This window comes from Nocardia sp. 2TAF39 (genome assembly GCF_052114905.1).
In the GTDB taxonomy this organism is placed as follows: Bacteria; Actinomycetota; Actinomycetes; order Mycobacteriales; family Mycobacteriaceae; genus Nocardia.
Window position 1 is genome coordinate 17386 of record NZ_JBFRFQ010000019.1, and the last position, 24085, is coordinate 41470.

Annotated in this window: 23 protein-coding genes; 13 read left to right on the forward strand and 10 right to left on the reverse strand. The window is 67.7% G+C overall.

Going from position 1 to position 24085, the window contains the following annotated elements:
• Nucleotides 1–30: 30 nt before the first annotated feature.
• Nucleotides 31–1620 carry an alpha/beta hydrolase gene (locus AB4Z47_RS14480; RefSeq protein ID WP_441951094.1) on the reverse strand — a complete coding sequence of 530 codons (1590 nt, stop codon included), beginning with the start codon at nucleotides 1618–1620 and terminating at the stop codon, nucleotides 31–33.
• Between the two features lie 155 nt (nucleotides 1621–1775).
• Between AB4Z47_RS14480 and AB4Z47_RS14485 the strand changes: the two genes are divergently transcribed.
• Nucleotides 1776–2087 (forward strand): GNAT family N-acetyltransferase, encoded by a 312-nt coding sequence (locus AB4Z47_RS14485; RefSeq protein WP_441951096.1) that lies wholly within the window; start codon nucleotides 1776–1778, stop codon nucleotides 2085–2087.
• A 70-nt stretch (nucleotides 2088–2157) separates the two neighbouring features.
• Here AB4Z47_RS14485 and AB4Z47_RS14490 read toward each other — a convergent pair whose 3' ends face one another.
• The gene (locus AB4Z47_RS14490) at nucleotides 2158–2919 is read right to left on the reverse strand and encodes a lysophospholipid acyltransferase family protein (protein WP_441951098.1); all 762 of its coding nucleotides are present in this window, start codon (nucleotides 2917–2919) and stop codon (nucleotides 2158–2160) included.
• A gap of 123 nt (nucleotides 2920–3042) precedes the next feature.
• On the opposite strand from AB4Z47_RS14490, the gene AB4Z47_RS14495 reads away from it, so the two are divergent.
• The 3 genes from AB4Z47_RS14495 (at nucleotide 3043) to AB4Z47_RS14505 (ending at nucleotide 5059) form a co-directional block, all read left to right on the forward strand.
• On the forward strand, nucleotides 3043–3687 hold the full coding sequence (locus tag AB4Z47_RS14495) for a YqgE/AlgH family protein (RefSeq protein WP_441951100.1): 645 nt from the start codon (nucleotides 3043–3045) through the stop codon (nucleotides 3685–3687).
• A 140-nt stretch (nucleotides 3688–3827) separates the two neighbouring features.
• A complete protein-coding gene (locus tag AB4Z47_RS14500) occupies nucleotides 3828–4355 on the forward strand; it encodes a sigma-70 family RNA polymerase sigma factor (protein WP_441951236.1) in 528 nt (175 codons plus the stop codon).
• The gene (locus AB4Z47_RS14505) at nucleotides 4352–5059 is read left to right on the forward strand and encodes an anti-sigma factor family protein (protein ID WP_441951102.1); all 708 of its coding nucleotides are present in this window, start codon (nucleotides 4352–4354) and stop codon (nucleotides 5057–5059) included. Before AB4Z47_RS14500 ends, AB4Z47_RS14505 begins: the two co-directional genes overlap by 4 nt.
• 163 nt (nucleotides 5060–5222) lie before the next feature.
• Here the strand turns inward: AB4Z47_RS14505 and AB4Z47_RS14510 are convergent, their stop codons facing one another.
• The gene (locus tag AB4Z47_RS14510; RefSeq protein WP_441951103.1) at nucleotides 5223–5753 is read right to left on the reverse strand and encodes an EXLDI protein; all 531 of its coding nucleotides are present in this window, start codon (nucleotides 5751–5753) and stop codon (nucleotides 5223–5225) included.
• A gap of 143 nt (nucleotides 5754–5896) precedes the next feature.
• Here AB4Z47_RS14510 and AB4Z47_RS14515 point away from each other — a divergent pair, with 143 nt between their 5' ends.
• The 5 genes from AB4Z47_RS14515 (at nucleotide 5897) to AB4Z47_RS14535 (ending at nucleotide 11032) form a co-directional block, all read left to right on the forward strand.
• The gene (locus AB4Z47_RS14515; RefSeq protein ID WP_441951105.1) at nucleotides 5897–7567 is read left to right on the forward strand and encodes a thiamine pyrophosphate-binding protein; all 1671 of its coding nucleotides are present in this window, start codon (nucleotides 5897–5899) and stop codon (nucleotides 7565–7567) included.
• 71 nt (nucleotides 7568–7638) lie between these two features.
• Entirely contained in the window at nucleotides 7639–8298 is a 660-nt protein-coding gene (locus AB4Z47_RS14520; RefSeq protein WP_441951107.1) for an SRPBCC family protein, read from the forward strand.
• 10 nt (nucleotides 8299–8308) lie between these two features.
• Nucleotides 8309–9346, forward strand: a complete 1038-nt coding sequence (locus AB4Z47_RS14525) for a 3-oxoacyl-ACP synthase III family protein (RefSeq protein ID WP_441951108.1) — start codon at nucleotides 8309–8311, stop codon at nucleotides 9344–9346.
• A gap of 50 nt (nucleotides 9347–9396) precedes the next feature.
• Entirely contained in the window at nucleotides 9397–10392 is a 996-nt protein-coding gene (locus tag AB4Z47_RS14530; protein ID WP_441951110.1) for an aminotransferase class I/II-fold pyridoxal phosphate-dependent enzyme, read from the forward strand.
• Nucleotides 10393–10492: 100 nt separating this feature from the next.
• Entirely contained in the window at nucleotides 10493–11032 is a 540-nt protein-coding gene (locus AB4Z47_RS14535; RefSeq protein ID WP_441951111.1) for a YaeQ family protein, read from the forward strand.
• 26 nt (nucleotides 11033–11058) lie between these two features.
• Here AB4Z47_RS14535 and AB4Z47_RS14540 read toward each other — a convergent pair whose 3' ends face one another.
• Nucleotides 11059–13011 (reverse strand): vWA domain-containing protein, encoded by a 1953-nt coding sequence (locus AB4Z47_RS14540; RefSeq protein WP_441951112.1) that lies wholly within the window; start codon nucleotides 13009–13011, stop codon nucleotides 11059–11061.
• A 31-nt stretch (nucleotides 13012–13042) separates the two neighbouring features.
• Nucleotides 13043–14437 (reverse strand): ATP-binding protein, encoded by a 1395-nt coding sequence (locus AB4Z47_RS14545; protein ID WP_441951114.1) that lies wholly within the window; start codon nucleotides 14435–14437, stop codon nucleotides 13043–13045.
• Nucleotides 14438–14737: 300 nt separating this feature from the next.
• Between AB4Z47_RS14545 and AB4Z47_RS14550 the strand changes: the two genes are divergently transcribed.
• Entirely contained in the window at nucleotides 14738–15007 is a 270-nt protein-coding gene (locus AB4Z47_RS14550; protein ID WP_441951116.1) for an Atu4866 domain-containing protein, read from the forward strand.
• Between the two features lie 203 nt (nucleotides 15008–15210).
• Here the strand turns inward: AB4Z47_RS14550 and AB4Z47_RS14555 are convergent, their stop codons facing one another.
• Nucleotides 15211–15618 carry an SdpI family protein gene (locus AB4Z47_RS14555; RefSeq protein WP_441951118.1) on the reverse strand — a complete coding sequence of 136 codons (408 nt, stop codon included), beginning with the start codon at nucleotides 15616–15618 and terminating at the stop codon, nucleotides 15211–15213.
• A gap of 165 nt (nucleotides 15619–15783) precedes the next feature.
• Here AB4Z47_RS14555 and leuS point away from each other — a divergent pair, with 165 nt between their 5' ends.
• Nucleotides 15784–18630 carry a leucine--tRNA ligase gene (gene leuS / locus AB4Z47_RS14560; RefSeq protein WP_441951119.1) on the forward strand — a complete coding sequence of 949 codons (2847 nt, stop codon included), beginning with the start codon at nucleotides 15784–15786 and terminating at the stop codon, nucleotides 18628–18630.
• 300 nt (nucleotides 18631–18930) lie between these two features.
• Here the strand turns inward: leuS and AB4Z47_RS14565 are convergent, their stop codons facing one another.
• The gene (locus AB4Z47_RS14565) at nucleotides 18931–19614 is read right to left on the reverse strand and encodes an SDR family oxidoreductase (protein WP_441951121.1); all 684 of its coding nucleotides are present in this window, start codon (nucleotides 19612–19614) and stop codon (nucleotides 18931–18933) included.
• Nucleotides 19615–19841: 227 nt separating this feature from the next.
• Between AB4Z47_RS14565 and ggh the strand changes: the two genes are divergently transcribed.
• Nucleotides 19842–21179 (forward strand): glucosylglycerate hydrolase, encoded by a 1338-nt coding sequence (ggh, locus tag AB4Z47_RS14570; RefSeq protein WP_441951123.1) that lies wholly within the window; start codon nucleotides 19842–19844, stop codon nucleotides 21177–21179.
• 111 nt (nucleotides 21180–21290) lie between these two features.
• Here the strand turns inward: ggh and AB4Z47_RS14575 are convergent, their stop codons facing one another.
• Together AB4Z47_RS14575 and AB4Z47_RS14580 are read right to left on the reverse strand one after the other, a co-directional pair.
• Nucleotides 21291–21845 (reverse strand): flavoprotein, encoded by a 555-nt coding sequence (locus AB4Z47_RS14575; protein ID WP_441951124.1) that lies wholly within the window; start codon nucleotides 21843–21845, stop codon nucleotides 21291–21293.
• Between the two features lie 45 nt (nucleotides 21846–21890).
• Nucleotides 21891–23123, reverse strand: a complete 1233-nt coding sequence (locus AB4Z47_RS14580) for a helix-turn-helix domain-containing protein (RefSeq protein WP_441951126.1) — start codon at nucleotides 23121–23123, stop codon at nucleotides 21891–21893.
• A 230-nt stretch (nucleotides 23124–23353) separates the two neighbouring features.
• On the opposite strand from AB4Z47_RS14580, the gene AB4Z47_RS14585 reads away from it, so the two are divergent.
• Nucleotides 23354–23665, forward strand: coding sequence for a hypothetical protein (locus tag AB4Z47_RS14585; RefSeq protein WP_441951128.1), 312 nt, complete (start codon nucleotides 23354–23356; stop codon nucleotides 23663–23665).
• A gap of 249 nt (nucleotides 23666–23914) precedes the next feature.
• On the opposite strand, the gene AB4Z47_RS14590 is transcribed toward AB4Z47_RS14585, so the two are convergent.
• Nucleotides 23915–24055 carry a hypothetical protein gene (locus AB4Z47_RS14590; RefSeq protein WP_441951130.1) on the reverse strand — a complete coding sequence of 47 codons (141 nt, stop codon included), beginning with the start codon at nucleotides 24053–24055 and terminating at the stop codon, nucleotides 23915–23917.
• Nucleotides 24056–24085 lie beyond the last annotated feature (30 nt).

A 24085-nucleotide genomic window follows, 5' to 3' on the forward strand; every position in this document is an offset into this window, starting at 1 on the left:
CCGCCGGGACAACCGCACGACGGCCCTCGATCAGCTCGCAGGCAGCGGAGCCTGGTCGGCCTGGGTGATGGTGACCTGGCCGGTCCGCAGATAGGTCAGCACTGCCTCGTCCACAGCGGCATTGCCGCGGCCGAAGGTTCCGTGGTCGCCGCCATCTACCGTGATCAGCGCACCGTTCAGCGCCTTCGCCATGGCCGGGCCACCCTCGTATTGGGTCAACGCGTCGTGGCGGCTCTGCAGTACCAGCGGCGGGGTGCGCAGACCGGCCCCGGTGATCCGCACCGGCTTCGTCACCGGCTTCCAAGCACCACAGGCCATCCCGGACCGGACCAGGTCGGCGCGCGCGTCCATGGCGTCACCGCCGGAGGCGATGGTGCCGACCGCGGTGCCGAGCAGCTCCGGCCTGCCAGACACGGCGTTCTCGTTGCAGGTGACGGCGGCGAAGACGAAACGGCCGGTGGGGTCGGTCGAGGTCGCGCCCTCGATGGCGCGCAGCCGTTGCACATTTGCCGGGTCGGCGGCCACGTCGGCCATCGCGCGGGCGAAGATCGGCCAGAACGTGCGTGTGTAGGTGGCGACAGCGGTCGCGCCGAGCAGCGGCACCTGCGCCGATACGCCGCCGGAGACCAAGGTGCGCAGCAGGTTCTGCAGTTTGCCCAGCTGTTCGACGCTGCCGTTGTAGCCGTCACGCGCGATCTCGGCGAGCGGCTCGGGCAGCGCGCCGGGCAGATCGGCGACACTCGCGGGCGGCGGGGTCAGGTTGGCGTACCAGCCGCCGCCCTGATCGGCCGCCAGCCGGACCCAGTTCCGGTAGACCTGCAGCGCCGTCTCGCCGAGGTGGTATTCGCTGTCGTGTTCGCCGATCCAAGCGAACAGGTCGTCGAGGCGCTGCTTGCCCGCCACCTGTTGCTGGGCGAACTCCTCCGTCCACACCCAGTCCGGGTTGACATTGGAGTCCAGGATCATCCGATCCACCCGTTCGGGGAACAGCGCCGCGTACACCGCGCCGAGATAGGTGCCGTAGGAGGTGCCGAGGTAGCTGATCCGCTCCAGCCCGAGCGCGGCGCGCACGGCGTCCAAATCGCGCGCGGTGTTTTCGGTGGTAATGGTGTCCAGGTAGCCGGGGCGGGCGGCGTCGCAGGCCTTCTTGATGGCATCGCGGTCGCCGCCACCAATCGAAACATGCTCGCCCTCTTCGGTTTTCGCACCCGCCGCGCAGTCGAGCGGCGTGGCCCAGCGCAGTCCACGCGGCTGGACGGCGACGAGGTCGTAGTGCGCGCCGAGGTCGGTGGGGAACATATCGGACCGTCGCGCCCAGTAGTCCAGTGCGTCGGCGCCGGGGCCACCGGGATTGGCGAAGAGGACGCCCGCGCGCTTGCCGCTCGCCACGATCCGGCTGACAGTCAGCTCGATCTTCGGCCCGGTCGGCTCCGCATAGTTCATCGGCACGCTGACGACAGCGCACTGCACGCCGCGGCCGGCCGTCACGGCGCGGTCGGGACACACCCCGAACACCATGCCCGGCTCGGCGTGTGCAAGGCCGGTGACACTTGATCCCCCGAGCAGGCTCGCTGCGACCACGGTTGCCGCGACCCGCGAAATGCGCAGTGTCCTCATCATATTGCGTACCTCCCCGGGCCTGCCCCGCTCGCGAGAGGACGCCTCGATCAACAGCATTCTGCGCAGACCTGGGCCGACAGACAAGTCGGGGCGGGATTTCGCCCGGTCGACCTGGTGGTTACCCGGTTGCCGACCCACCGGAGTAGCGTCGAGCCATGTCGACCGAGGTCAGCAACAACACCGCACTGGAACGCTTCGAGATCTACGTCGACGGTGCGATCGCAGGCTATGCCGAATACCAGGACACAGCGTCCGAGCGGGCGTTCGTGCACACCGAGATCTATTCGCGCTACGAGGGCCAGGGCTATGCACGGCTGCTGGTCGAAACCGCGCTGAACAGCACCCGCGACGACAAGCTCGGCGCGCTGCCGATGTGCCGGACGGTCCATCACTTCATCGAGACCCGCCCCGAATACCTGACGATGGTGCCGCACTGGGCCAGAGACCGGCTGAACCTGCCCCTGTAAGAGGCGAATATCGGCACACCCACCGCGCTCATGCTGGAGCCGAGCGTCGGCGAGGTGCAGGCACGACCTCTCAGTACGCCGCGACGGCGCCGTCCAACGCCTGTTGCAGGTCCGCGCGCACCAACCGGGCGATGTCACCGGGCCGGGTCGGCAGGTCGAGCACCGGCACACCGAAGTAGAAGCTGGCCGACTTCGCCTCCTCCCTTGTCGGCTGCACCGCCGGATCCGGGCGCGGCCCGTAGCTCAGCCCGATGGACAGCAGCACCGGCTCGGCATCGAGCTTCATCGCGCGGAACGCGATGTGCCCGATCCCGCTGCCCACGGTCTGCACCTTGGTCGGGTCGACATCGTTGCAGGTGCCCTCGGGAAACACCGCGACTCCGTCGCCGCGGGCCATCCGCTCAGCGCAGATGTCCATCATGCGCTGACCGGCCGCGTTCACCGCGCGGATGCCGTGGTCCTTGCCACGGAACACCGGGATGCCGCCCATCATGTCGATCTTGCGCCGCTGGTCGGGTTCCACGAACAGTTCGTCCTTGGCCAGCACGCGCACCCGCCCGATCACCGGCCGCAGCCCGCTGCGCCAAGCCGCCGCCGCGACGGTGTACGGGTCGTTCTCGGACAGGTGGTTGATGGCGATCAACAGCGGACGCCCCTGTTTGATCACCCTGCGGAGAACTTCGCGCGCGCCTTCGGCGTAGGCGACACGCGGATGGTATCGGCGGCCGAGAATGGCGTACGCCCCCCAAGCCTGCAGTCGATTCTGGCGATGCTCGCGATAGAAGTCGTACACGCTGTCGCTGTTCTCGAGTCGCACCTCGGGCGGTTCCATGGTCTGGACTCTACGATGCCGGAGAATGGGCGCGACGGCCGCCGACATCCGCTGGGCAAATCTGGAAGACAGAAGTCGGTCGCAGAAGGCGCATTGTGGGCGAACAGCTGAGATGATGTCGGGGTGGCACGCGCAGAAGACCCCGACGATCGGCAAACTCGCGGCGGGCATGGTGACCGCAAACGGCGCGATTTCCGGCACGGCGAGCAGGTGGTGCGCGCGGGAACTCTGCTGGTATCGGCCACCGAACTGGTCGAACCCACCTTCCGGCGCACCGTCGTCTACATCATCGAGCACAACGAGGCGGGCAGCCTGGGGGTCGTGCTGAACCGTCCGAGCGACACGGCCGTGCACGACGTGCTACCCCGATGGACCGACGCGGTCGCCGCGCCACGCACGCTGTTCATCGGCGGCCCGGTGAAACGAGACGCGGCGCTGTGCCTCGGCACCGTCCGGGTCGGCGCGCGGATCGAGAACGTACCCGGACTGCGCCGGATCGACGGCCGGGTCGTCCTGGTCGACCTGGACGCCGACCCCGAACGGATCGGCCCCTTCGTCGAGGGCATCCGGGTCTTCGCGGGCTACGCGGGCTGGACCTTCGGGCAGCTGGAAGGCGAGTTGGAGAACGACGACTGGATCGTGCTGTCGGCGTTGCCGTCCGATCCGATCAGCACCGGCCGCCCCGACCTGTGGGCACACGTGCTGCGCCGCCAGCCGCTGCCCCTCTCCTTGCTCGCGACCCACCCGATTGAACTCGAACGCAACTGAGTACGTGTACTCCTCGAAGGGGCAGCAGGAGACACGGTATGAGACATGACAACTGATCCGGCAAAACATGAGTAACTTATCGAATACCAGCGATAACCAGCCCCGCAACACAAGCAGAGAGGCACCTACTTGTGCGCAGAATACGCGGAGCGGCGGACAAGCCGGACGATCAAGCGGAGTTGATGCGGGTCCTCTATCGCGACCATGCCACCGCGCTGTGGCGGTACACGCTTGGTTTGGTCCGAGACCCGGGGCGGGCCGAGGACATCGTGCAGGAGACATTGCTGCGGGCGTGGCAACGCCCGAACATCTTGGATCAATCCACTACGTCGGCGCGCGCGTGGCTGTTCACCGTGGCCCGCAATCTCGTGGTGGATGAGCATCGCAGCGCCCGCAACCGGCGTGAGCTCCGCACCGACAGTCCGCCCGAACAGCCGACGCCGGACCAGTCGGACCGCGCGCTGGACGGCTGGCTGATCGCGGACGCCCTCGGCAGGCTCAGCGGCGACCACCGCGAGGTGATCGTGCGGGCCTACTATCGAGGGCTTTCCACTCACCAGATCGCCGAAGAACTCGACATTCCGGCGGGCACGGTGAAATCCCGAATGCACTACGGCATGCGGGCGTTACGACTGGCACTTCAGGAGATGGGGGTGACGAATCAATGACGGATCTCACCGACGACTACACCACGTGGGATGCACCGTATGTGCTCGGCTCCCTCACCCGGGCCGAGCGCCAGAAGTACGAGGAGCACTTGGCGGGCTGCCCCGACTGCCAGGCTGCGGTGACCGGACTCGCCGGCCTGCCCGGCATGCTCGCCTTGGTCGACACCGAGACCGCGCTGGAAATGATCGGGCCCCCCGAGGCCGCCGAGTCCACGCCGCCGATGCCGCAGCTGCTGCCACGGCTCGCCGACGCGGCCGAGCGGCGCCGACGCCGCAGCCGGTGGGTGCCCATCGGAACCGCGGTGGCGGCGGCCGCTGCCGCGGTGGCGATCGCGGTGCCCATCGCCGTCACAGTGACGGGGTCGGACAAGACGGGCACCTCCGAGCAGGTCTTCGCCGAACGCCGGATGGAGCCGCTGGAGCCGACGCCGGTCTCGGCGAGCTTCAAACTCGTTCCGGCCGGAGACAAGACACGCGTTGTGATGTCCTGCAGCTACGCACCGAGCGATCAGCGCTACAACTGGCCCCTCGCCCTGTACGTCACCCGCAACGACGGACAGCAACAGGAGCTCGGCCGATGGCCCGCGTCCCCCGGCACCGAGCTGACCGTCGATTACACCATCGACGGGCCGCCCGACCAGGTCCGCACCGTAGAGATCCGGTCCGCAGCCAGCGGCAAGGTGTTGCTGGCCGGAACGGTCTGAGGGATCGAACGATCCCCCGCCGATACTTTCGGCGGGGGATCGTCGGTGCGGCAACCGATCAGCGCGTCTGCCGCCGGAAGATCGCGGACGCATGTTTTACCTACGCCGCTCTCCCGGTGCGGCGTTTCGATGCGTTATCCGTTTGTCGCGCCAGGCGATTCGACTAGATGTCGAGATCCTCGATCTTCGGCCCCGCGGCCACGTCCACCACCCGCCGGTAGAACTTGCCGGGCAGTCGCCCCTTCAGCTCGTCGAGCGAATCCACCACGACGAAGAGGAACTCGCCCCAATCCTGCTGTCCGACGCCGAGCAGACGGCGCCAGCTCTTCGGGTCCTTCCAGTCCTTGAGTAAATTCGCGCCCGCGTCGGTGGGATACTCGTCCCAGTTCGAGTACTGGGCGTGCATCACGTATTTGCCTTTGCGGGTGCGATACACCCGGACATGCTCGATGCGAGTGTCGTTGACGTCGCGCCACTCCCCGAGCAGAGTGCCGGAGAACCGGACCTGCCGCACGCCATCGCGACCCACGCCGAGCACAATCTCGTCGTAACCCTCCAGCCGGCCTTCTTCGAGTTCGATGAACCGGCGCAGCGCCGTGACCACCGCCCCGGAGAGGTTGCCGCCGACCAGCTCCTGCGCGCGCTGGAAGAGCGGGAGGTCGTCATCGGCAACATAGATCGTCTTGTTGGGCATGGGCTCATTATACGTAGATGTATACGTACACACAAGAACTGTTTCGGTCCAGAGTTGAACCATCCGGCGTTCCCACCCGTATCCACTCGTGTACGCAATCTCGCGTGTGCTCGGCAACAGGCCGTGTACGGGAAGGAGCGCCGATGCCGACCCGGGTAGTCGACTATCTGGTGCAAGCAGTTTCAGCACTGGGCGTGCGCCATATCTTCGGGGTCGACGGCGCCAATATCGAGGACCTGTACGACGCGATATTCGATGCGTCAGGCGATCTCACCGGCGTGGTCGCCAAGCACGAGTTCTCCGCGGCCACCATGGCCGACGGCTACGCCCGCTCAACCGGCGGAATCGGTGTGGTCGCGGCGACATCCGGCGGCGGCGCCATGAATCTCGTTGCCGGACTTGCCGAATCGTTCGCCTCGCGCGTTCCGGTGCTCGCGCTGGTCGGGCAGCCGCCGACCGCACTGGAGGGCAACGGCGCCTTTCAGGACACCAGCGGACGGGCAGGCACCATCGACGCGGTACGCCTGTTCAGCGCAGTAAGCACCTACTGCGCGCGCGTGGAGACCGGCGCCGACCTACCCGATCAGGTGGCCAGGGCGGTCGGCGCCGCCCGGCGCGGCGGACCCGCCGTCCTCCTGCTGCCCAAGGACGTGCAGCAGGAGGACATCGGCGACGTTCCGCCGCTCCGGTTGCCCGCCGAGGACTATCGGCGCGACGAGGCCGGACTCGCCGAGGTGCGCGCCGCGCTCACGGCGGCCCGGCGCACCGGGAAGATCGTGATCATCGCCGGTGACCAGGTCGCCCGCGACAACGCGCGTGACGCGCTCGCCCGCCTGGCCACCGTCCTCGACGCCGCCGTAGGAGTCGCGCCCGACGCCAAGGACACCTATGACAACACCGACCCGGGGTTCCGCGGCGTCGCCGGCAGCATGGGCCATCCCGAGCTGATCGTGGCCGCCCGCTCCGCGGCACTGTGCCTGCTTGTGGGCACGCAACTGCCGATCACCGCACGTACCGGACTCGACGGCACACTGGCAAGCATCGGCGTCGCGCCGCCCTATCCCCCGGCCATCCACGCCACCAGTACCGATCTGTCGCGCACGCTGGCCCACCTGGCTGACGAACTGGACACTGGCGCAACGGCTTCCGAGCGTGATCGCGTCGCACCTCCACCAACGCCGCTGCGGGTGCCCGAATCCTCCGGTCCCGGCCTGCGCTATCGGGACTTGGTCGAGACGATCGACGCCGCACTGCCGGACGGCACGGACGTGTTCGCGGACGGGGGCAACACCGGCGCCTCAGTGGTGCACCACCTCCGGGTACCGCCGGGCGGACGGTTCACCGTCGCGCTCGGCATGGGCGGGATGGGTTACGCGTTCGGCGCCGGGATCGGCTCGGCCTTCGCGCGGCACCGGACAGCGATCGGAGTGCGCCGCACCGTTGTCATCGCGGGCGACGGCGCGTTCTTCATGCACGGCATGGAGGTGCACACCGCGGTCGAGCACAAGCTGCCGATCACGTTCATCGTGCTCAACAACAACGCGCACGGCATGTGCGTGACCAGGGAACAGCTGTACTACCGGGACCGCTACAGCTTCAACAGATTCCAGCCGGCGCACATCGGCAAGGGTGTCGGCGCCATGTTCCCCGGACTGTCCACGTTCTCCGTGCGGGCCACCGACGAACTCGCCGACGCGCTGCGTCGCTGCTGGGAAACCGAAGGGCCGTCGTTCCTTTCGATCGACTGCGACCCCGACGAGATCCCTCCTTTCCTTCCGTTCCTGACGACCATCGAACAATCCAAGGCCTCCTGATGAAACACACTCGCGACGCCTCAGCAGGGGCCGGTCGGCTACGGGAGTCCGCCACTGTGAGGAGTATCGCCGTGACCACAAGTTCCCTGCCCGCACTCAGTGACATCCCGAAAGATGTCGTTCCCGGCGTGCTGCGCATCGAGAACTCCGATAAGGACGCGACCACCCCGATCATCATGGACATGCTGCGGTCGGTGTATCCGCACGACCAGATCTTCGGCGAATACTGCCCGGTCCAGGCGTATATCGACGCACCACCGCGCGAGGTGTACGAGTACCTCGCCGACACCCGCTCGCTGGAGGAGTGGACCTACAGCCTGCGCGGTTTCGTCGAGACCGAGGAACCAGGGCTGTGGCTGGCCTACGACCGGCTCGGCGACGCGACCAAGATCTTCACCCGCACCGTCGCGAACCCGGAAGCCATGACGGTGGACTATCACTGCGCCTGGGACCAGGGAAAGCACCTGTGGATGATCTACCTGATGCGCGTGGTCGACGCACAGGTCGTGTTCAACAAGCCGGGTTCGGTTGTGGTGTGGATGAATTGCAAGCATCCGTTCTACGACGAGAACCCCTACCCCGAGACCGCGCCGCCGAAGCGGCCGGTGTGGGTGGGCGACTTCTGGGACATGTTCTCGGCGGGCCACCAGCTGGAGATGGACAACCTCAAGGCGATCTGCGAGTACCGGGCATCGCACAACCTGCCCGTCAAGCCCGACTGGATGAAGTGAGCGCAATCCGATGAACCCCTTGAACCTCACGAGCCTGCCCACGGTCAGCCTGGTGGACGTAGCCAGCTACCTGCCCGGCGAGCCAGTCGGCACCGAGTACTTCACCCAGTTCGCGGGCTCGGACTCGATGGCGAAGAACGTCATGTTCCGGGCCCCCAAAGGCCGCCACCATGTGACGCGAGACGAGACGGCGGTGGACATGGTCGAGCGGGCAGTCGCACCGCTGATCGAACGCCACGGCGCCGACACGATCGCGAACATAGACGTGCTGATCACCCACACCCAGCTTCCGGACAACCCGGTATACGGCTGTGGCGCCGAGGTGGCGCGGCGGCTCGGCATTCGTCCGACGTTCGCCTACGACGTGCACAACGGCGGCTGCGCGGCTTTCGTGCACATGATGACGATGGCCCGCATGGTGTTACAGACCACCAACGCCCGCACCGCGCTGATAGTGACGACGCAGAATTGCGCCGGACAAGTGTTCACCCAGACCGAAATCCGCAAACTGGCCCAAGCGCCGGTGCCCGGCGACGGCTGCGGTGTCGGCCTGCTCGTGAAAGACGACAGCGCACCAATTCTCGACACCGAATGCCGCACCTATCCCGAATTCGCCGGAGACATGTACTTTCCCACCAACGGCGAGCGCAAGTACTGGGAGCCGGGCGAGGGACAGGGCTGCGTCAGCTTTACCGAGTCCAAGATCACCAGTGTGTTCGCCCGCGGCAACCGCTTGGTCCCCGAAGTCGCGTTGGCGGTCTGCGACCGCATCGGCGTGAAAGGGCGCGACATCGACACCTTCGTCACGAACCAGCCCAACCGCATGTTCTTGCGCAACTGGCACGACGCGCTGGAGCTTCCGCCCGAACGACACCCGGACACCTTCGACTCCTGTGGCAATCTCTTCGCCGCGGGGATCCCGGTGACCCTGGACACGGAGAACCGGGCGGGCCGGCTGCGCAACGGATCGCTGGTGCTGATGGCGGCGTTCGCACACGCGGGCGACTTCGCCGGCGCGGCGGCCGTCCGCTGGGGAGCCGCGCGATGAGCGTGCGCCTCGCCGACGACAGGCCGTCACGTCACCAACGATCCCCGCGCATGCAGCCCTATTTCGACTTGAATTTGAGCGAGAACCCGTTTCCACCGCTGCCTTCGGTGTTGCGAGCGGTGAATACCACGCTGACGCAGGCGAACCGGTACCCGGAGTTCCTGCCTCGACGGCTGCCGGCGGTGATCGCACAGCACGTCGGGGTGCGGGCGGATCAGGTGGTGGTCGGGTCGGGCGCGACCGGTGTGGCAATGCAGATCCTCCAATCGCTGGCCACGCCGGGGGCCGGAATCGTTTACGGCGCACCGACCTTCGACGGCTATCCGATCCTGGCCGAGATGACCGGCGTCGAGGCGGTACCGGTACCGCTGGACGTCGCGGGCAATCAGGATCTGTGGGCGATGCAGCGGGCCATCGACAAGAGGACCGCACTGGTGGTGGTGTGCCGCCCGCACAATCCGACCGGCACCGCGATTCCGGCGAGCGAGCTGAGGGCGTTCCTGTCCGGCGTTCCTGCTCGGGTGCCGGTCATTCTGGACGAGGCCTATGTGGAATTCCTCGGTGCCGCCGAACACGTCGACCCGCTGGCGCTGATCAGCGAATACCCCAATCTCCTTGTGCTGCGTACCTTCTCCAAGGCGTACGGGTTGGCCGGACTGCGTATCGGGTACGCCTTCGGCAGCAGCGAGCTGATCGCGCGGGTCCGCAGGCTGCAGTTGCCGTTCGGGATGAGTGCGGCGGCCGTGGCTGCGGTCTGCGCGTCATACGCGGCCGAACCCGAACTCGCCGAGCGGACCATGCGGATCACCGCGGAGCGGGACTCCCTGCACAGAGCGTTATGCGACCGCGGGATGGCAGTGCCGCGCAGCCACGCCAACTTCCTGTACCTGCCCGGCCCCGGCGTTGCGACGGCGCTGCGCCGGGCCGGTATCGCCGCGAAGTCCTACCCCGACGGGAGTGCGCGGATCGCGGTCGGCAATCCAGAGGCCGGTCATGCGGTATTGCGAGCGCTCGATGCACACGCCTTTCGCACGGACATCTGCTAGGGCAAGGGACATCGACTGGTTGCGGAGGTCGTCCGGGGAGCGCTGGTCTGGTGGGACTCGCTGTGGGGCGTGCGAGCGGGTTCTTTAAGCTGCTGCTCCTATGGCCCTCAGCGCAACTCTGCACAGCTTCGCCGTTCACCTCGCCGACGTCGACCGTGACGTCTATCAGGAGTTGGAGTTGCGGGTAGCGCGCCACCCGTCCGAAACAGCCGAGTTCATGCTGACGCGACTGTTGGCCTACTGCCTCGAGTACGAGGAGGGTATCGCCTTCAGTGACGGCGGCGTTTCGTCTACCGACGAGCCCGCGGTACTGGTGCGCGATCTCACCGGACGCCTCACCACCTGGATCGAAGTCGGCGCCCCCGACGCGGAGCGGGTGCACCGAGGCAGCAAACTGGCTGAACGCGTCGCCATCTACACCCATCGCGAGCCAGCCAAGGTGCTGGCGCAACTCCGCGGCAAGCGGATACATCGCGCCGACGCGATTCCCCTCTACAGCTTCGATCGTGACTTCGTCGATTCCGCCGTCGCTGCGATCGAACGTCGCAACACCGTGACTCTGTCCGTCACCGAGCGCCTGCTGTACCTGGACGTCAACGGTACGGACCTGAACACATCGGTCGACGAGCATCGACTCTGATTGTCGCCGGCCTGTGAAGGTCGCGATCAGCCGCGTCTGCCACGCAGGTAGTCGCTGACCACGGCGGCGCCGAGACCGTTGAGGTCGGGTGCCACGACACGGCCACCGCTGCGGCGGGCCACCAAGTCGACGAACGCGGCCAGCCGGGGGTCCTCGCCGAGCATGAAGACCGTCACCGACGCGCCGAGCTTGGCAAGGGCGTCGACCTGGGCCATCGTCACAGCCAGGGTCCGCGGCTGCGGCGGCCAGCTGAAATACGCCGCGCCTTCCGGCTCCAAGTGGGCCGTCGGCTCGCCATCGGTCACGACAAGCACGACGGGCACCGCGTCCGGATGCCTGCGCAGGTGCTGCGCAGCCAGCAGCAGTGCGTGGTGCAGGTTGGTGCCCTGTTCCCACACCGCTTCCAGCGCGGTCAGCTCGCCGATATCGACGGTTGCGGCCTGCCGGCCGAAAGTGATCACACTGAGCGCGTCGGAGCGGAACCGCGTGCCGATCAAGTGGTGCAGGGCCAAGGCGGTGCGCTTCATCGGCACCCACCTGCCGTCCTGCACCATCGACCAGGATGTGTCGACGCACAGTGCCACCGCTGCCCTGGACCGCTGCTCGGTTTCCATGATCTCCACATCGGACACGTCCAGCGCGACACGACGACTGCGCGTCGACGCCGACCGCAGCACAGCGTTGCGCACGGTCCTCGCCACATCCCATGGCTCGGTGTCGCCGAACCGCCACTTCCGCACAGCACCCGTCGGCTCGCCCGCCGCACCCGCCAAGGCGGTATCCCGCTCACCGCGCCGCGACCGCAACTGCCCGACGACTCGGCGCAGCGCCACCTCACCGAGCCGCCGCAAAGCCCTGGGCGTCAACCGAAGCGAGCCGTCCTTCGCCTGCTCGAACAGGCCCTGCCTACGTAGTTCCCGCTCCAACTCCGCCAGCCGCGCCGCGTCCACGCTCGCGTCATCACCGAGGTGGCGGGCCAATGTGTCCAAGTCGATGTCCTCCAGCCGGGCACCCGGGTAGGACTGGCCGAGCTGCTCGGCGAGCGCATCCAGTTCGCCGAGGTCCTGCAGCGCCTGCGCGGCGGCACCGAGGCCGAGCGGGTCCTGGCCGCGGAACCGCTGCTCGGAGTCCCAGTCCTCGCCAGGACGCAACGCCCGCAGGTTGGCATCCAGCGCGGCGATCTGCTGGGCAATGCTCGGATCGCCGAATGCCTGGCCGATCAGCTCGGCCAGCTCCGCTCGCTGCTGTGCGGACATCGAGTTCATCATGCGTTGCGCGGCGGCGGCACGGGCGGCGAGCGCATCGATCAACTCCTCGGTGCTGCCGGGGTTCTCCGGGAAGAACTCGCCGTGCTCGGCCATGAAGTCGGCGAACCGCTGCCTGGTGTCCTCGCCCCTGGCATGTGCCGCGAGCAGGTCATTCAGGTCGGACATCATCTGCCTGACCCGCTCGACGTCTTCGGGTCCGGTGTTCTGCAGGGCCTCTTTCATGCCCTGGAAGCGGGATTCCATGAGTTCCTGGCCGAGCAGGTCGCGGATTTTCTCGTAGTTCTCCCGGCCAGTTTCCGACCGCCAGTGGTAGTCGGTGAGCTCGTTGACGGCGGCCGCTGTGCTCGATGGCAGTGCGTCCAACTGCGCTTCGGCGAACCTGGCGTCGTCGGACGGGTCGGGGAACAGTGCGCCGCGCTCGGCTTCCAGTGCCTGTTCCAGCAGTTCGCGGACCTGTTGCAGGGTGCCGTCCAGCCGGTGCCGCCGGGATATCTCGGAGCGGCGCTGCCACAGCCTGCGGGTCAGCTCCTCCAGCCCCGGCATGGTGCGGGTGCCGCGCCGCAACAGCTCCTGCAGTGCGGTGCGGGGCGAACTGCCTTCCATCACCTCGTTCCCGATCTGGTCCAGCGCCTCCCGCAGGTCGAGCGGTGGTGCGAGCGGATCGGGCCCGTCGTGATAAGGCCCGTAGGAGTAGCGGTCAGGGGTTGTCATGGTGCCTCGCCGGGATCAGGTACGGCGCCGGTCACCCGCCGTACACCGCGATGTCGTCGTCGGAATCCTTGGCGATCTGACGAGCCAGATAGAGGGCTTCCAGGGCGAACTCGACGGCTGCCGCGATCCGGGCGGGCGGGTCGGCGGCGTCGACGCCGAGCCGGCCGGCGACCTCGTGCAGGACCGGCAGTTCGGGCAGCGCGGACAGGACCTGCGTGCCTGGTACGCGTTCGCCGGTGGTGACCAGGTGACCTTCGCCCACCGCCTGGGCCAACGGCCGCAGGTTGAGACCGCCGAGCAGTTCCCTCGCGGTCTCGGAGAACGAGCGCCGCAGCAGGTGGGTGAGGTGCTCCTGCTCGCGTCCCTCTTCGCCGGACTCGAACTCCAACTTGCCGCGCAACACCGCGGGCACGGATTCGAGATCGACGGGCCGGGCGACGGCGGGATGTTCCCCGGTGAGCGCGGACCTCCGGAGCGCGGCGGCGGACACGGTTTCGGCCGCGGCGACCGCGAACCGCGCGGACACCCCGGACCGCTGATCGATCGCGGACGACTCGCGCAGTTGGCGCACAAACCGGGCGAGCACCTCGATCAGCGGATCCCCTACCTCGGCTACCAGTTCGGCCTCCTGGCGGACCAAGGCGACCTCGGCCTGAACGCTGAGCGGGTAGTGGGTGCGGATCTCCGCGCCGAACCGGTCCTTCAGTGGCGTGATGATCCGGCCCCGGTTGGTGTAGTCCTCAGGGTTGGCGGTCGCGACGAGCAGCACGTCCAGGGGCAGGCGGAGGGTGTAGCCGCGAACCTGGATATCGCGTTCTTCCATGACGTTCAGCAGCGCGACCTGGATGCGTTCGGCGAGGTCGGGTAGCTCGTTGATCGCCACGATGCCGCGGTGGGCGCGCGGCACGAGTCCGAAGTGGATGGTTTCGGGATCGCCGAGACTGCGGCCCTCGGCCACCTTGACCGGATCGACGTCACCGATCAGGTCACCGACGGACGTGTCCGGCGTGGCGAGTTTCTCCGCGTAGCGCTCCGAGCGGTGCCGCCACGCGACGGGCAGGTCGTCACCGAACTCGGCGGCCAGCCTGCGACCGGCCGGGCTGATCGGGGCGAGCGGGTGCTCACCCAGTTCGGCGCCGGCGATCACGGGTGTCCACTCGTCGAGCAGTCCGACCATGGTGCGCAGCAGCCGGGTCTTGCCCTGGCCGCGCTCACCGAGCAGCACGACGTCGTGACCCGCGAGCAGCGCGCGTTCCAGCTGCGGAAGGACGGTCCGGTCGAAGCCGACGATGCCGGGCCACGGGTCGCTGCCGGAACCCAAAAGGGCCAGCAGGTTCTCGCGAATCTCGGTCTTCACGCCACGCGGCAGGTAGCCGGCCGAGCGCAGCTCGCCCGCGGTCGTGGGCAAGTGTTCTGGAACTGTCACGACTTCGACGCTACGTCCAATCGGCGATCCGGTCGACGTGAAGCAGCCGAAGGAAACATGCCGGAAAAAATTCATCCGCGACCGCGCCCGTGCCCGAGTCCACTCGATGGCCAAGGCAATCCGGCGCGATCCTTACGTCGTCGAAACCGGCACTGGACCAGAACCGTGAGCTGTGCGTGGCTTCGACACCGCTATTCGGCACGACCTGCCTGGGTGTACGGCACCCAGCTGAGTTGCGTCCTGTCTGCCCGGTCCGAGCCTCGCCAGAATTAGGTCATCAGGTCGGAGGAGAGGATCGAGATGGAATCGAACAGAACCGTCTACGCTGAGGGCATCGTCGGTATGTGGGTTACGGCCGACGGATATATCCGGCAGGAATTGCGCGCCGACGGTCGCTATGACGAGCACGTCACCGATCCCGACGCCAGCAAGCTCATGGCCGACCTCATCGACCAGATCGACGTCCTCCGGTCCGAAGACGTCGCCGAAACCGTCGCCTTCGTGGCCGCCGTCCCCAAGCACGTCAACCTCACCGAAATCACGATCCTCCCCACCGCACAAGCAATCTGACCCACCGTTCCCGCCCTCTCCAGCGGAGGGCGGACAGCGGAAGTCGAGTGCCGAGGTGTCCAGCGCGACGGGGCGGACTCCTCGAAGACCAGAACCCGGCATCAACCCATGAGCTACTCCCAACCGCCCTGGGCACCAACCCCGGATACCTACGACCTCGGGGAGGCGGTGTCGCGCCGCCGGAGTGCGTCGAACCAGGGGAGTCAGCTTGCGGGCTGGCAGGCGTCGCGGAGCGAGCACGCGCCGCAAGCGCTGCCGCAGCCGCCGACCTCGACGGGCGGGGCAATCGCGTCGGCCGCCTGCGCGGCGGCGTTGGCGCCCGCACCCAGAGTGAACAGGGCGACGGCCGCGGCGACGACCGCGACCAGAAGCGCGGCGATCCCGCTCGCGGCCAGCGCGACGAGACCACCGGCGAACAGTAGGGCCCCGGCAGCAATCGACGTCGGAGCGGCGACGCGGTTCGCCACACGGAAGGCTTCGTCGTTCGACAGCGCGGCCTCGGTGTGCACCCCGACGAAACGGTTGCGGGGCAGCCGACCGGTCAGGCCGAGTACGCCGGTTGTGATGGCCACGACAGCCAGCACGAACAGGACGAGAGCGACGACGAACACCCATGCAGGCTAGCGCATCCGTGCCAACCGGCGGCTGCCGGGCCGTTCACCGAGCGACACGCAGGGAAGTCCAGGCCAGCCCGATTTTCGGTCTTGGAGACCGGACGTTCTACGCTGATAGATGAAGTTTGTCTGGAGATTCGGCGATCACAAGAAGGCAGGACCGTGCAGGACACACGTGCAACCGAAAGCGCTGTACCAGAGCACCGGTACAGCGCGGAGCTTGCCGGCCGCATCGAGCGCCGGTGGCAGCGGACGTGGGATGAGCGCGGAACCTTCCACGCGCCGAATCCGGTCGGCCCGCTCGCCGGGACGACTCCGGCCGACAAGCTGTTCGTGCAGGACATGTTTCCCTACCCCTCCGGCGCCGGTCTGCATGTCGGGCATCCGCTGGGTTACATCGCCACCGATGTCTTCGCCCGCTACCACCGCATGCACGGCCGCAACGTGCTGCACGCCCTCGGCTACGACGCGTTCGGCCTGCCCGCCGAGCAGTACGCGGTGCAGACCGGCGCACACCCGCGGGTGACCACCGAGTCGAACATCGCCACCATGCAGCGTCAGCTGGACCGGCTGGGTCTCGGCCACGACCGGCGCCGTTCGTTCGCGACCACCGACCCGGAGTACTACCGCTGGACCCAGTGGATCTTCCTGCGCATCTACAACGCCTGGTACGACGAGGAGTCCGGTCGCGCCCGCTCGATCGCCGAACTGGAAGCCCAATTCGCCTCCGGCGCGCGGCCCGCCCCGGACGGGCAGGACTGGGCCACCATGACCGCCGCCGAGCGCAGCGCGCTGCTGGATTCGTATCGCCTGGTCTACCAAACCGATTCGATGGTCAACTGGTGTCCCGGCCTCGGCACCGTGCTGTCGAACGAGGAGGTGACGGCCGAAGGACGCAGCGAGCGCGGGAATTTCCCGGTGTTCCGCAAGCGGCTGTGGCAGTGGATGATGCGCATCACCGCCTACGCCGACCGGCTGGTCGACGATCTGGACGACCTGGACTGGCCGGAGAACGTGAAGGCCATGCAGCGCAACTGGATCGGGCGCTCGCGTGGTGCGCAGGTGAAGTTCGACGCCGACGGCGAGCAGATCGAGGTGTTCACTACCCGGCCCGACACCCTGTTCGGCGCGACATACGTCGTCCTGGCACCGGAGCACGAGCTGGTCGACAAACTGACCGCCGCCGCGTGGCCCGAAGGCACCGACCCGCGCTGGACCAACGAGGGCGCCGCCACTCCCGCGGATGCCGTCGCGGCCTACCGCAAGTCGATCGCGGCCAAGTCGGATCTGGAGCGCCAGGAGAGCAGGGAGAAGACCGGCGTCTTCCTGGGCACCTACGCCACCAACCCGGTCGACAGCGCCCCCGTGCCGATCTTCATCGCCGACTACGTACTCAGCGGCTACGGCACCGGCGCGATCATGGCGGTGCCCGGCCACGACCAACGCGACTGGGATTTCGCCACCGTGCTCGGCCTGCCGATCAAGGAGGTCATCTCCGGCGGCGACATCACCGCCTCGGCCCACTCGGGCGAGGGCGAGCTGGTGAATTCCGACTACCTGAACGGGCTTTCGGTAGAGGAGGCCAAGGCGACGGTGATCGCCCGGCTGGAGGCCGACGGTCATGGCACCGGTACCATCCAGTACAAGCTGCGCGACTGGCTGTTCGCCCGCCAGCGGTATTGGGGCGAGCCGTTCCCGATCGTCTACGACGAGCAGGGCGCACCGCATGCGCTGCCGGAATCCATGCTGCCGGTGCGGCTTCCGGAGCTGGACGATTTCGCGCCGGTGACCTTCGACCCGGACGACGCGTCCTCCGAACCGTCGCCGCCGCTGGCCAAGGCCACCGACTGGGTGCACGTCGAACTGGATCTGGGCGACGGGCCGAAGAAGTATCGCCGCGACACGAACGTGATGCCGAACTGGGCGGGCAGCTCCTGGTACCAGTTGCGCTATGCCGACCCGACCAACACCGAAGCGTTCTGCGCCAAGGAGAACGAGGCGTACTGGCTCGGCCCGCGCACCGAGGTCGGCGGCCCGAACGATCCGGGCGGCGTGGACCTGTACGTCGGCGGCGTCGAGCACGCGGTGCTGCACCTGCTGTACGCGCGCTTCTGGCAGAAGGTGCTGTTCGACCTCGGCGATGTCACCGGCTCGGAGCCGTACCGGCGGCTGTTCAACCAGGGCTACATCCAGGCGCACGCCTACACCGACGAGCGCGGCGCGTACGTGCCCGCGGCCGAGGTGGTCGAGCGGAACGGCACGTTCTTCTGGACCGACGCCACCGGCGCCGAGATCGAGGTGTTCCAGGAGTACGGCAAGATCGGTAAGTCGCTGAAGAACGCCATCTCCCCGGACGAGATGTGCGACCTGTACGGCGCGGACACCTTCCGCTTCTACGAGATGGCGATGGGTCCGCTGGACACCTCCCGTCCATGGGCGACCAAGGACGTCGTCGGCGCGCACCGCTTCCTGCAGCGCTTCTGGCGACTTGTGGTGGACGAGGAGACCGGCGGTGTGCGGGTCACCGACGCCGTGCCGACCGACGAAACGCTTCGCCTGCTGCACAAGACGATCGCGGGCGTGGACGAGGATTTCGCCGCGCTGCGTGACAACACGGCGGGCGCCAAGCTGATCGAGTTGACCAACCACCTGACCAAGACCTACCCGGACGGTGCGCCGCGCGCGGTGGTCGAACCGATGGTGCTGATGCTGGCTCCGCTGTCCCCGCACATCGCCGAGGAACTGTGGGAACGCATGGGCCACACCGCGTCCCTGGCGCACGGCCCGTTCCCGGTCGCCGATCCGGCGCTGCTGGTGGATGAGTCGGTCGAGTATCCGATCCAGGTGAACGGCAAGGTGCGCAGCCGAATTCAGGTGGCCGCCGATGCCGATAACGCGACGATCGAGGCTTCCGCGCTGGCGGACGAGAAGATCGCCGCGCTGCTGAACGGGGCCGCGCCGCGCAAGCTGATCGTGGTGCCCGGCCGCCTGGTGAACATCGTCGCCTGACAGCGCGTCCGAGAGCGCCGTGAGGAGCGTGTGACGCCGCCCCTTCTCGAGCCGTCCGGTGACCGCTTCCGTTGGGGGTCGGTCGTCGGTTCCCACGTCATCCCGTCTGGTTTCACACACCCTCTGATGGGTGTGTCAGAGCCGTCCCGTCAGTGAGCGTTGCCAACCGGGACTCGCACTCGGGTTCCCGAACTCGGCACAGATCCAGCTGTTCGCGCCGCGTGGCGAGGTTGACCGGGGGGTTGAGGTCACGATCCAGCCGTGTCCCGAAGCCGCAGGTCAGCAGGGTAGCAGGCTGGCTCAGTAGGGACGAAGCACGATCTCGGTGGGGTGCCCGTCGCGCGGAGTGTCGATGGCGGCACGCACCGTACCCGCGACCGTTTCGGGAGTGAGGAATTCCTCGGGTTCGTACTCGCGGCCCTCGTCCGCGACGATCTGGCGCTGCATGTCGGTGTCGATGCGCCCCGGGTGAATCGAGGTCACCCGCAGCGCGGGTTCTTCCAGCCGCAGTGCGTCACCGAAGGCGCGCAGCCCGAATTTGCTCGCCGCGTAGGAGGCCCAGCCGGCGTTCGCGCGCAGTCCGGCACCCGAATTGATCAGCACCACATGACCATTGCCGGCTCGCAGCGCGGGAAGCAGCAGCCTGGTCAGCTCGGCGACCGCGATCAGATTGGCTTCCAAGGTCTTTCGCCACTGATCGACGGTGGAGTCCGCGATGGTGCCGAGATCAGCGACACCGGCGTTGTGCACCAGCACATCCAGGCGCCGGATCGGCGCGACCGCCGCGGCGACCGCGGAATAGTCGGTCAGCTCGACCGGCCACCCGGTGGCGTCGGGCAGTTCCGCCAGGATGTCGCGCAACGCGTCCGCCGAGCGGGCACCGAGCAGCAGGCCGTGCGTCGGCGCTAGTGCACGCGCGATAGCGGCGCCGAGCCCGCGGCTGGCGCCGGTGATCAACGCGGTCGGTTTCGCGGCGGAGGTCATGGACCCAACCGTAACCATCCGCGAATGTGCGGCGTAAACCCGCAGCACTGGACACCGGTATGGCGGTGCGGGCATAAATCGATCTGACGATCTCGACCAGCTGATCGAGGAGGGGGCATTCGAGAGCGCGGACCGTCGAACATGAGCCGGCCACTTCCCGGAGTGACGAGGGCGACTCGGACACCGCTGAGCGGGCATATCTGCGAGTGACATCGCAGAATAGGGGCATGCAACACGCGGGCTTCACCCCAACCCAGCTCGCAGCCCGCGCCGCCTACCTGCTGCGTGGCAACGATCTGGGCACGATGACCACCGCCGCGCCGCGGCTGTATCCGCACATGTGGAGCTGGGACGCGGCGTTCGTCGCGGTCGGGCTGGCTCCGCTGAGCGTGGAGCGGGCAGTGATCGAGCTGGACACCCTGCTCTCGGCGCAGTGGAAGAACGGCATGATCCCGCACATCGTCTTCGCCAACGGTGTCGACGGCTACTTTCCCGGCCCGTCCCGCTGGGAGTGCCGCAAGCTGGCCGCCAACGCACCGGATGGCCCGGACACCTCCGGGATCACCCAGCCCCCGGTGCATGCCATCGCGGTGCAGCGCATTCTGGACCACTCCCGCAGGCACGGCCGCAGCACCAGGTCGGTGGCCGAGGGGTTCCTCAACCGGCGCTGGCCGGACCTGGTGCGCTGGCACCGTTGGCTGGCGCACGCCCGAGACCCCAAGGAAACCGGCCGGATCACGCTGTATCACGGGTGGGAGTCCGGCATGGACAACTCGCCGCGCTGGGACCGCGCCTACGAAAACGTGATTCCCGGCGACCTGCCGCCCTACCACCGCGAGGACTTGCTCGTGGTCGCCGATCCGACTCAGCGGCCCACCGACCGCGAGTACGACCGCTATCTGTGGCTGGTCGAGCAGATGCGCCGCGCAGGCTACGACGACTACCAGCTAGCCTCCACCATGAGCTTCGCCGTCGAGGACGTGTTCGTCACCGCGATCTTCGCGCTGGCCTGCGAAGTACTGGCCAACATCGGCGAGGAGTACAAGCAGCCCAACGCCGACGTGCGTGACCTGTATACGTGGGCCGACCGGTTCCGCGCGGGCGTAGTCGCGACGACCGACGCCCGCACCGGCGCCGCGCGCGACTTCGACGTGCGGTTGGGGCGGTGGATCGGCACCGAGACACTCGCCATGTTCGCGCCGCTGCTGTGCGGCGGCCTGCCGCGCAGCACCGAACGCAGCCTGCTGCGACTGTTCGAGGGCCCGCGCTTCTGCGGACATCCAGACCTGCGCTACGCGCTGCCGCCCTCCACCTCACCGGTGTCGAAGGACTTCCGCTCCCGCGAATACTGGCGCGGCCCGGTCTGGCCGGTGATGAGCTGGCTGTTCTCCTGGGTCTTCGCCCGGCGCGGCTGGGCCGAACGCTCGTTCATGCTGCGCGCCGAGGGATTGCGCCAGGCCAGCGACGGCAGCTTCGCGGAGTACTACGAGCCGTTCACCGGGGAACCGCTCGGCAGCATGCAACAGTCCTGGACCGCGGCGTCGGTACTGGACTGGCTGGGCTGAACCGCCTCCGGTGCGGAACGTGTGCGTGCTCTGTCCAGAGGACTTCCCCGGGAGGAGAGATTTTTGACTGGCCTCAGCAAGTAGGAGCCCGGGTCGGCGATTTTCTGTGGGCTAGCTCCCGTCTTCGCGTCGTGGATGCGTGCGGACTGCTTCCCAGGCGCTGCGCCAAGGGAACAGGTGTCGCGCGCTCTCGCCGGTTCGCGGCTCGTGTCCGGTTCGGTCGCCGAGCACGGTCACGCCCCATTCGGCGAGGTTGCGCATAGCGTTCTGGATCGGTGGAAATCCGAGTTGCGCCCGGTTCGAGTAGGGGACCGCGACGACCGGCAGCCCAAGGCCGACAGCCTCGACCAGCAGACCGAGGGGCAGCGTGTCGGAGATCCCCGCGGCCCACTTCGCCAGAGAGTTGGCGGTGATCGGGGCGGCGATCATGGCGTCGGCGGGTGGAAGCATGTCCGGTGTGCCGGGTTCCTTGTACTGACTGCGCACCAGGTAGCCGGTCTTCAGTTCGAGCGCTTCGGCGTCGATGAACCGGTAGCCATATGGCGAGGCGATCACGCACACGTCCCAGCCGTCCGCCTGGGCCAGATCGACCAACGTGCCGACATCGCGGGCCAGGGGCGAGCCGGTGACGATGGCGTACAAGACGGGGTCTCCGTTGTCGTTCATCGACCTATCCTGTCAGTTGCGGCGCAGCACGTCCGGTGTCCGCGGTTATGCCGGAACAGCCCCGACGCGTTTGGCCAGTCGCCCCAGATCACCGGTCGTCAGCTCACGGCGAGCCGTCCGCATCATGTGCCCGACCAGCTCGCGCACGTGGCTCATGCCTCGAACCTGTTGCGGTGCAGCGTGTTCGGCACGCAGCAACGCGTGCAGCGATTGCCGGTAGTCGCGTCGGAGGGCATGGGCGCGGCCGATTTCCACGAAGTACTGCGCACGGCGTCCTTCGGCGGCAATCGTTTCCGGCGCCAGGGTGGGTGCCAGCTCCAAGACCTGATCCGGCTCGCGCCGTTCCATCGCAGCCGACATCCGCCACAGCGTGACATTGGCCGCACCGAAGGTGGGGTTACGCAGTATCGACGCTCCGGTCGCCGACCGCTCGAGCCGGTCCACCTGCTCGCTTGCCTCGTCCAGGTGTGTTGCGGGATCGCCGCCGAGTGCCGCGGTGGCGAGAGCGGCTTGCAGGTGCAGCATTCCGTAGGTTTCGACTTCGCCGAGCGTACATACGTCCGGCGCGAGGCGCTGCGCCGCGCTCACCGCGCAGTCCAGAGCGGCGGGCAACGAGCCTGGCCGTGAGAGAAGAATCTGACTGTGGGTGAAGGCCGCCGTCGCCTGGCCTGATGTGCCACCGATGTTCGCGGTTGCCCGCTCGATCTCCTGCGCGGCGGTCCATGCCAATGCCGGATAACCGCGACGCGACGCCGACTGCGCGGTTAGGTACGCAACGGTGGCAAGCACATCCCATGCCGTATCACGATCGGTTCCGGTTGCCTCGCGGGTTTGCTGGTAGCAGTCAGTGAGCAACGGCGCCAGCATCGGCCCGAGCGCCGCGTAATCACAGGCACGTCGCAGATGGGCAGCATGCTGCGCCGTCACCTTCAGCTGTTCGAGACTCCGCAGCGGGCTCGTGCGCGTCGTATTCCCGGCCGTCCACAGCGCGGTTTCGATATCCGGCACAGCGGCGTGGAACCCCGCCGAAGACGGATCGAGCCGATCCTGTTCGTGTCCGGTCAGGTCGCCGATCGAGACACCGAGCGCTTGTGCCAGCGCATGCAGCGTCCGTCGGGAATCAACAGGCCGTTCACCATTCTCGTACTTGGCGATCGCGCCGCGGCTGATACCGACTCGGTCGGCCAAGACCTGTTGAGAGATACCGCGCCGGGCGCGAATCACGCGCACCTGGCGGCCCACGTATCGGCCTTCGTCGTGCCTCTGGTGTTCGCTCATCTGCTCATCCTCAACGAGTGCAGGCAAAACCCAATGCTAGATGGGTGGGCAGCAGTCCCGCAGCGGGACAGTTTCCGTCGACCAGACCGTCACTGTTTCCCCGGCACCCGGCGCCGGGTCGATGCCGTTGCCCGTATCGGCACACCGACCAGCAGTGAGCCGCCAGTCGGTGGCGAAAGCCCTCGGCGTCGGGTGCCACCAATGACAGCGAACACGGCAGGGGTGAAGCGGTGGGGTTCAACTGGTGGCGAGAAGCCGAGTCGGACGGCACGTCGGCGCAAGAGATCGTGGACCGTGTACAGGCCGAGTGGAGAGCCGAACGTCAACGTAGCCGGGCCGACGATCAGCCCGCCAACGCCGGGCTGTGGCCGCACGGGTGGCCGCACGAGGCACCCGACCAGCCGCTGAGCGTGTCCGAAGCGCACTGGACCATGCAGCGCCATCGTGGGTGTCGGGTACAGGACTGCCCGCGTAAGGCAGCGGCACGGCAAGCGTTGATCGCCGCCGGGCGCATGAAGCCGGACACGTCGCGGGAGTACTGAGCGGCACCGGTCGCTCATGGGGAAGAAGGAACAGGGGAAAACCCATGCATTACAACAATTCTCGACTCGGCATCGTCGCGGCAGTGGCGGCCGTTCCGGCGACCGGTGCCGGGCCGGTCGCCGCCGCACCGAGCAGGACCATATCCACGGCTACGACGCGGCCTTCGCGCCTGGACAGGTCTTCGCGCTCCGCACCTGTCCCGGCCGCACGGGCCGGTCGATTCGCCAGCGCCGAACAGAGCAGCTGGCCTATGGTGCGCAACCCCGCAGGACAAACGTAACCGTGTCCTCGAGGCCCTGCTCGACGGCATCGGCCGGAATCCCGCCGGCGATCGCGAGGGCGACGAATCCGTGCATCGCGGCAATGACCGGCAGGCCGATCTCGTCCACTGGACCCGCGCGGACCTCGCCGCGAGCTCG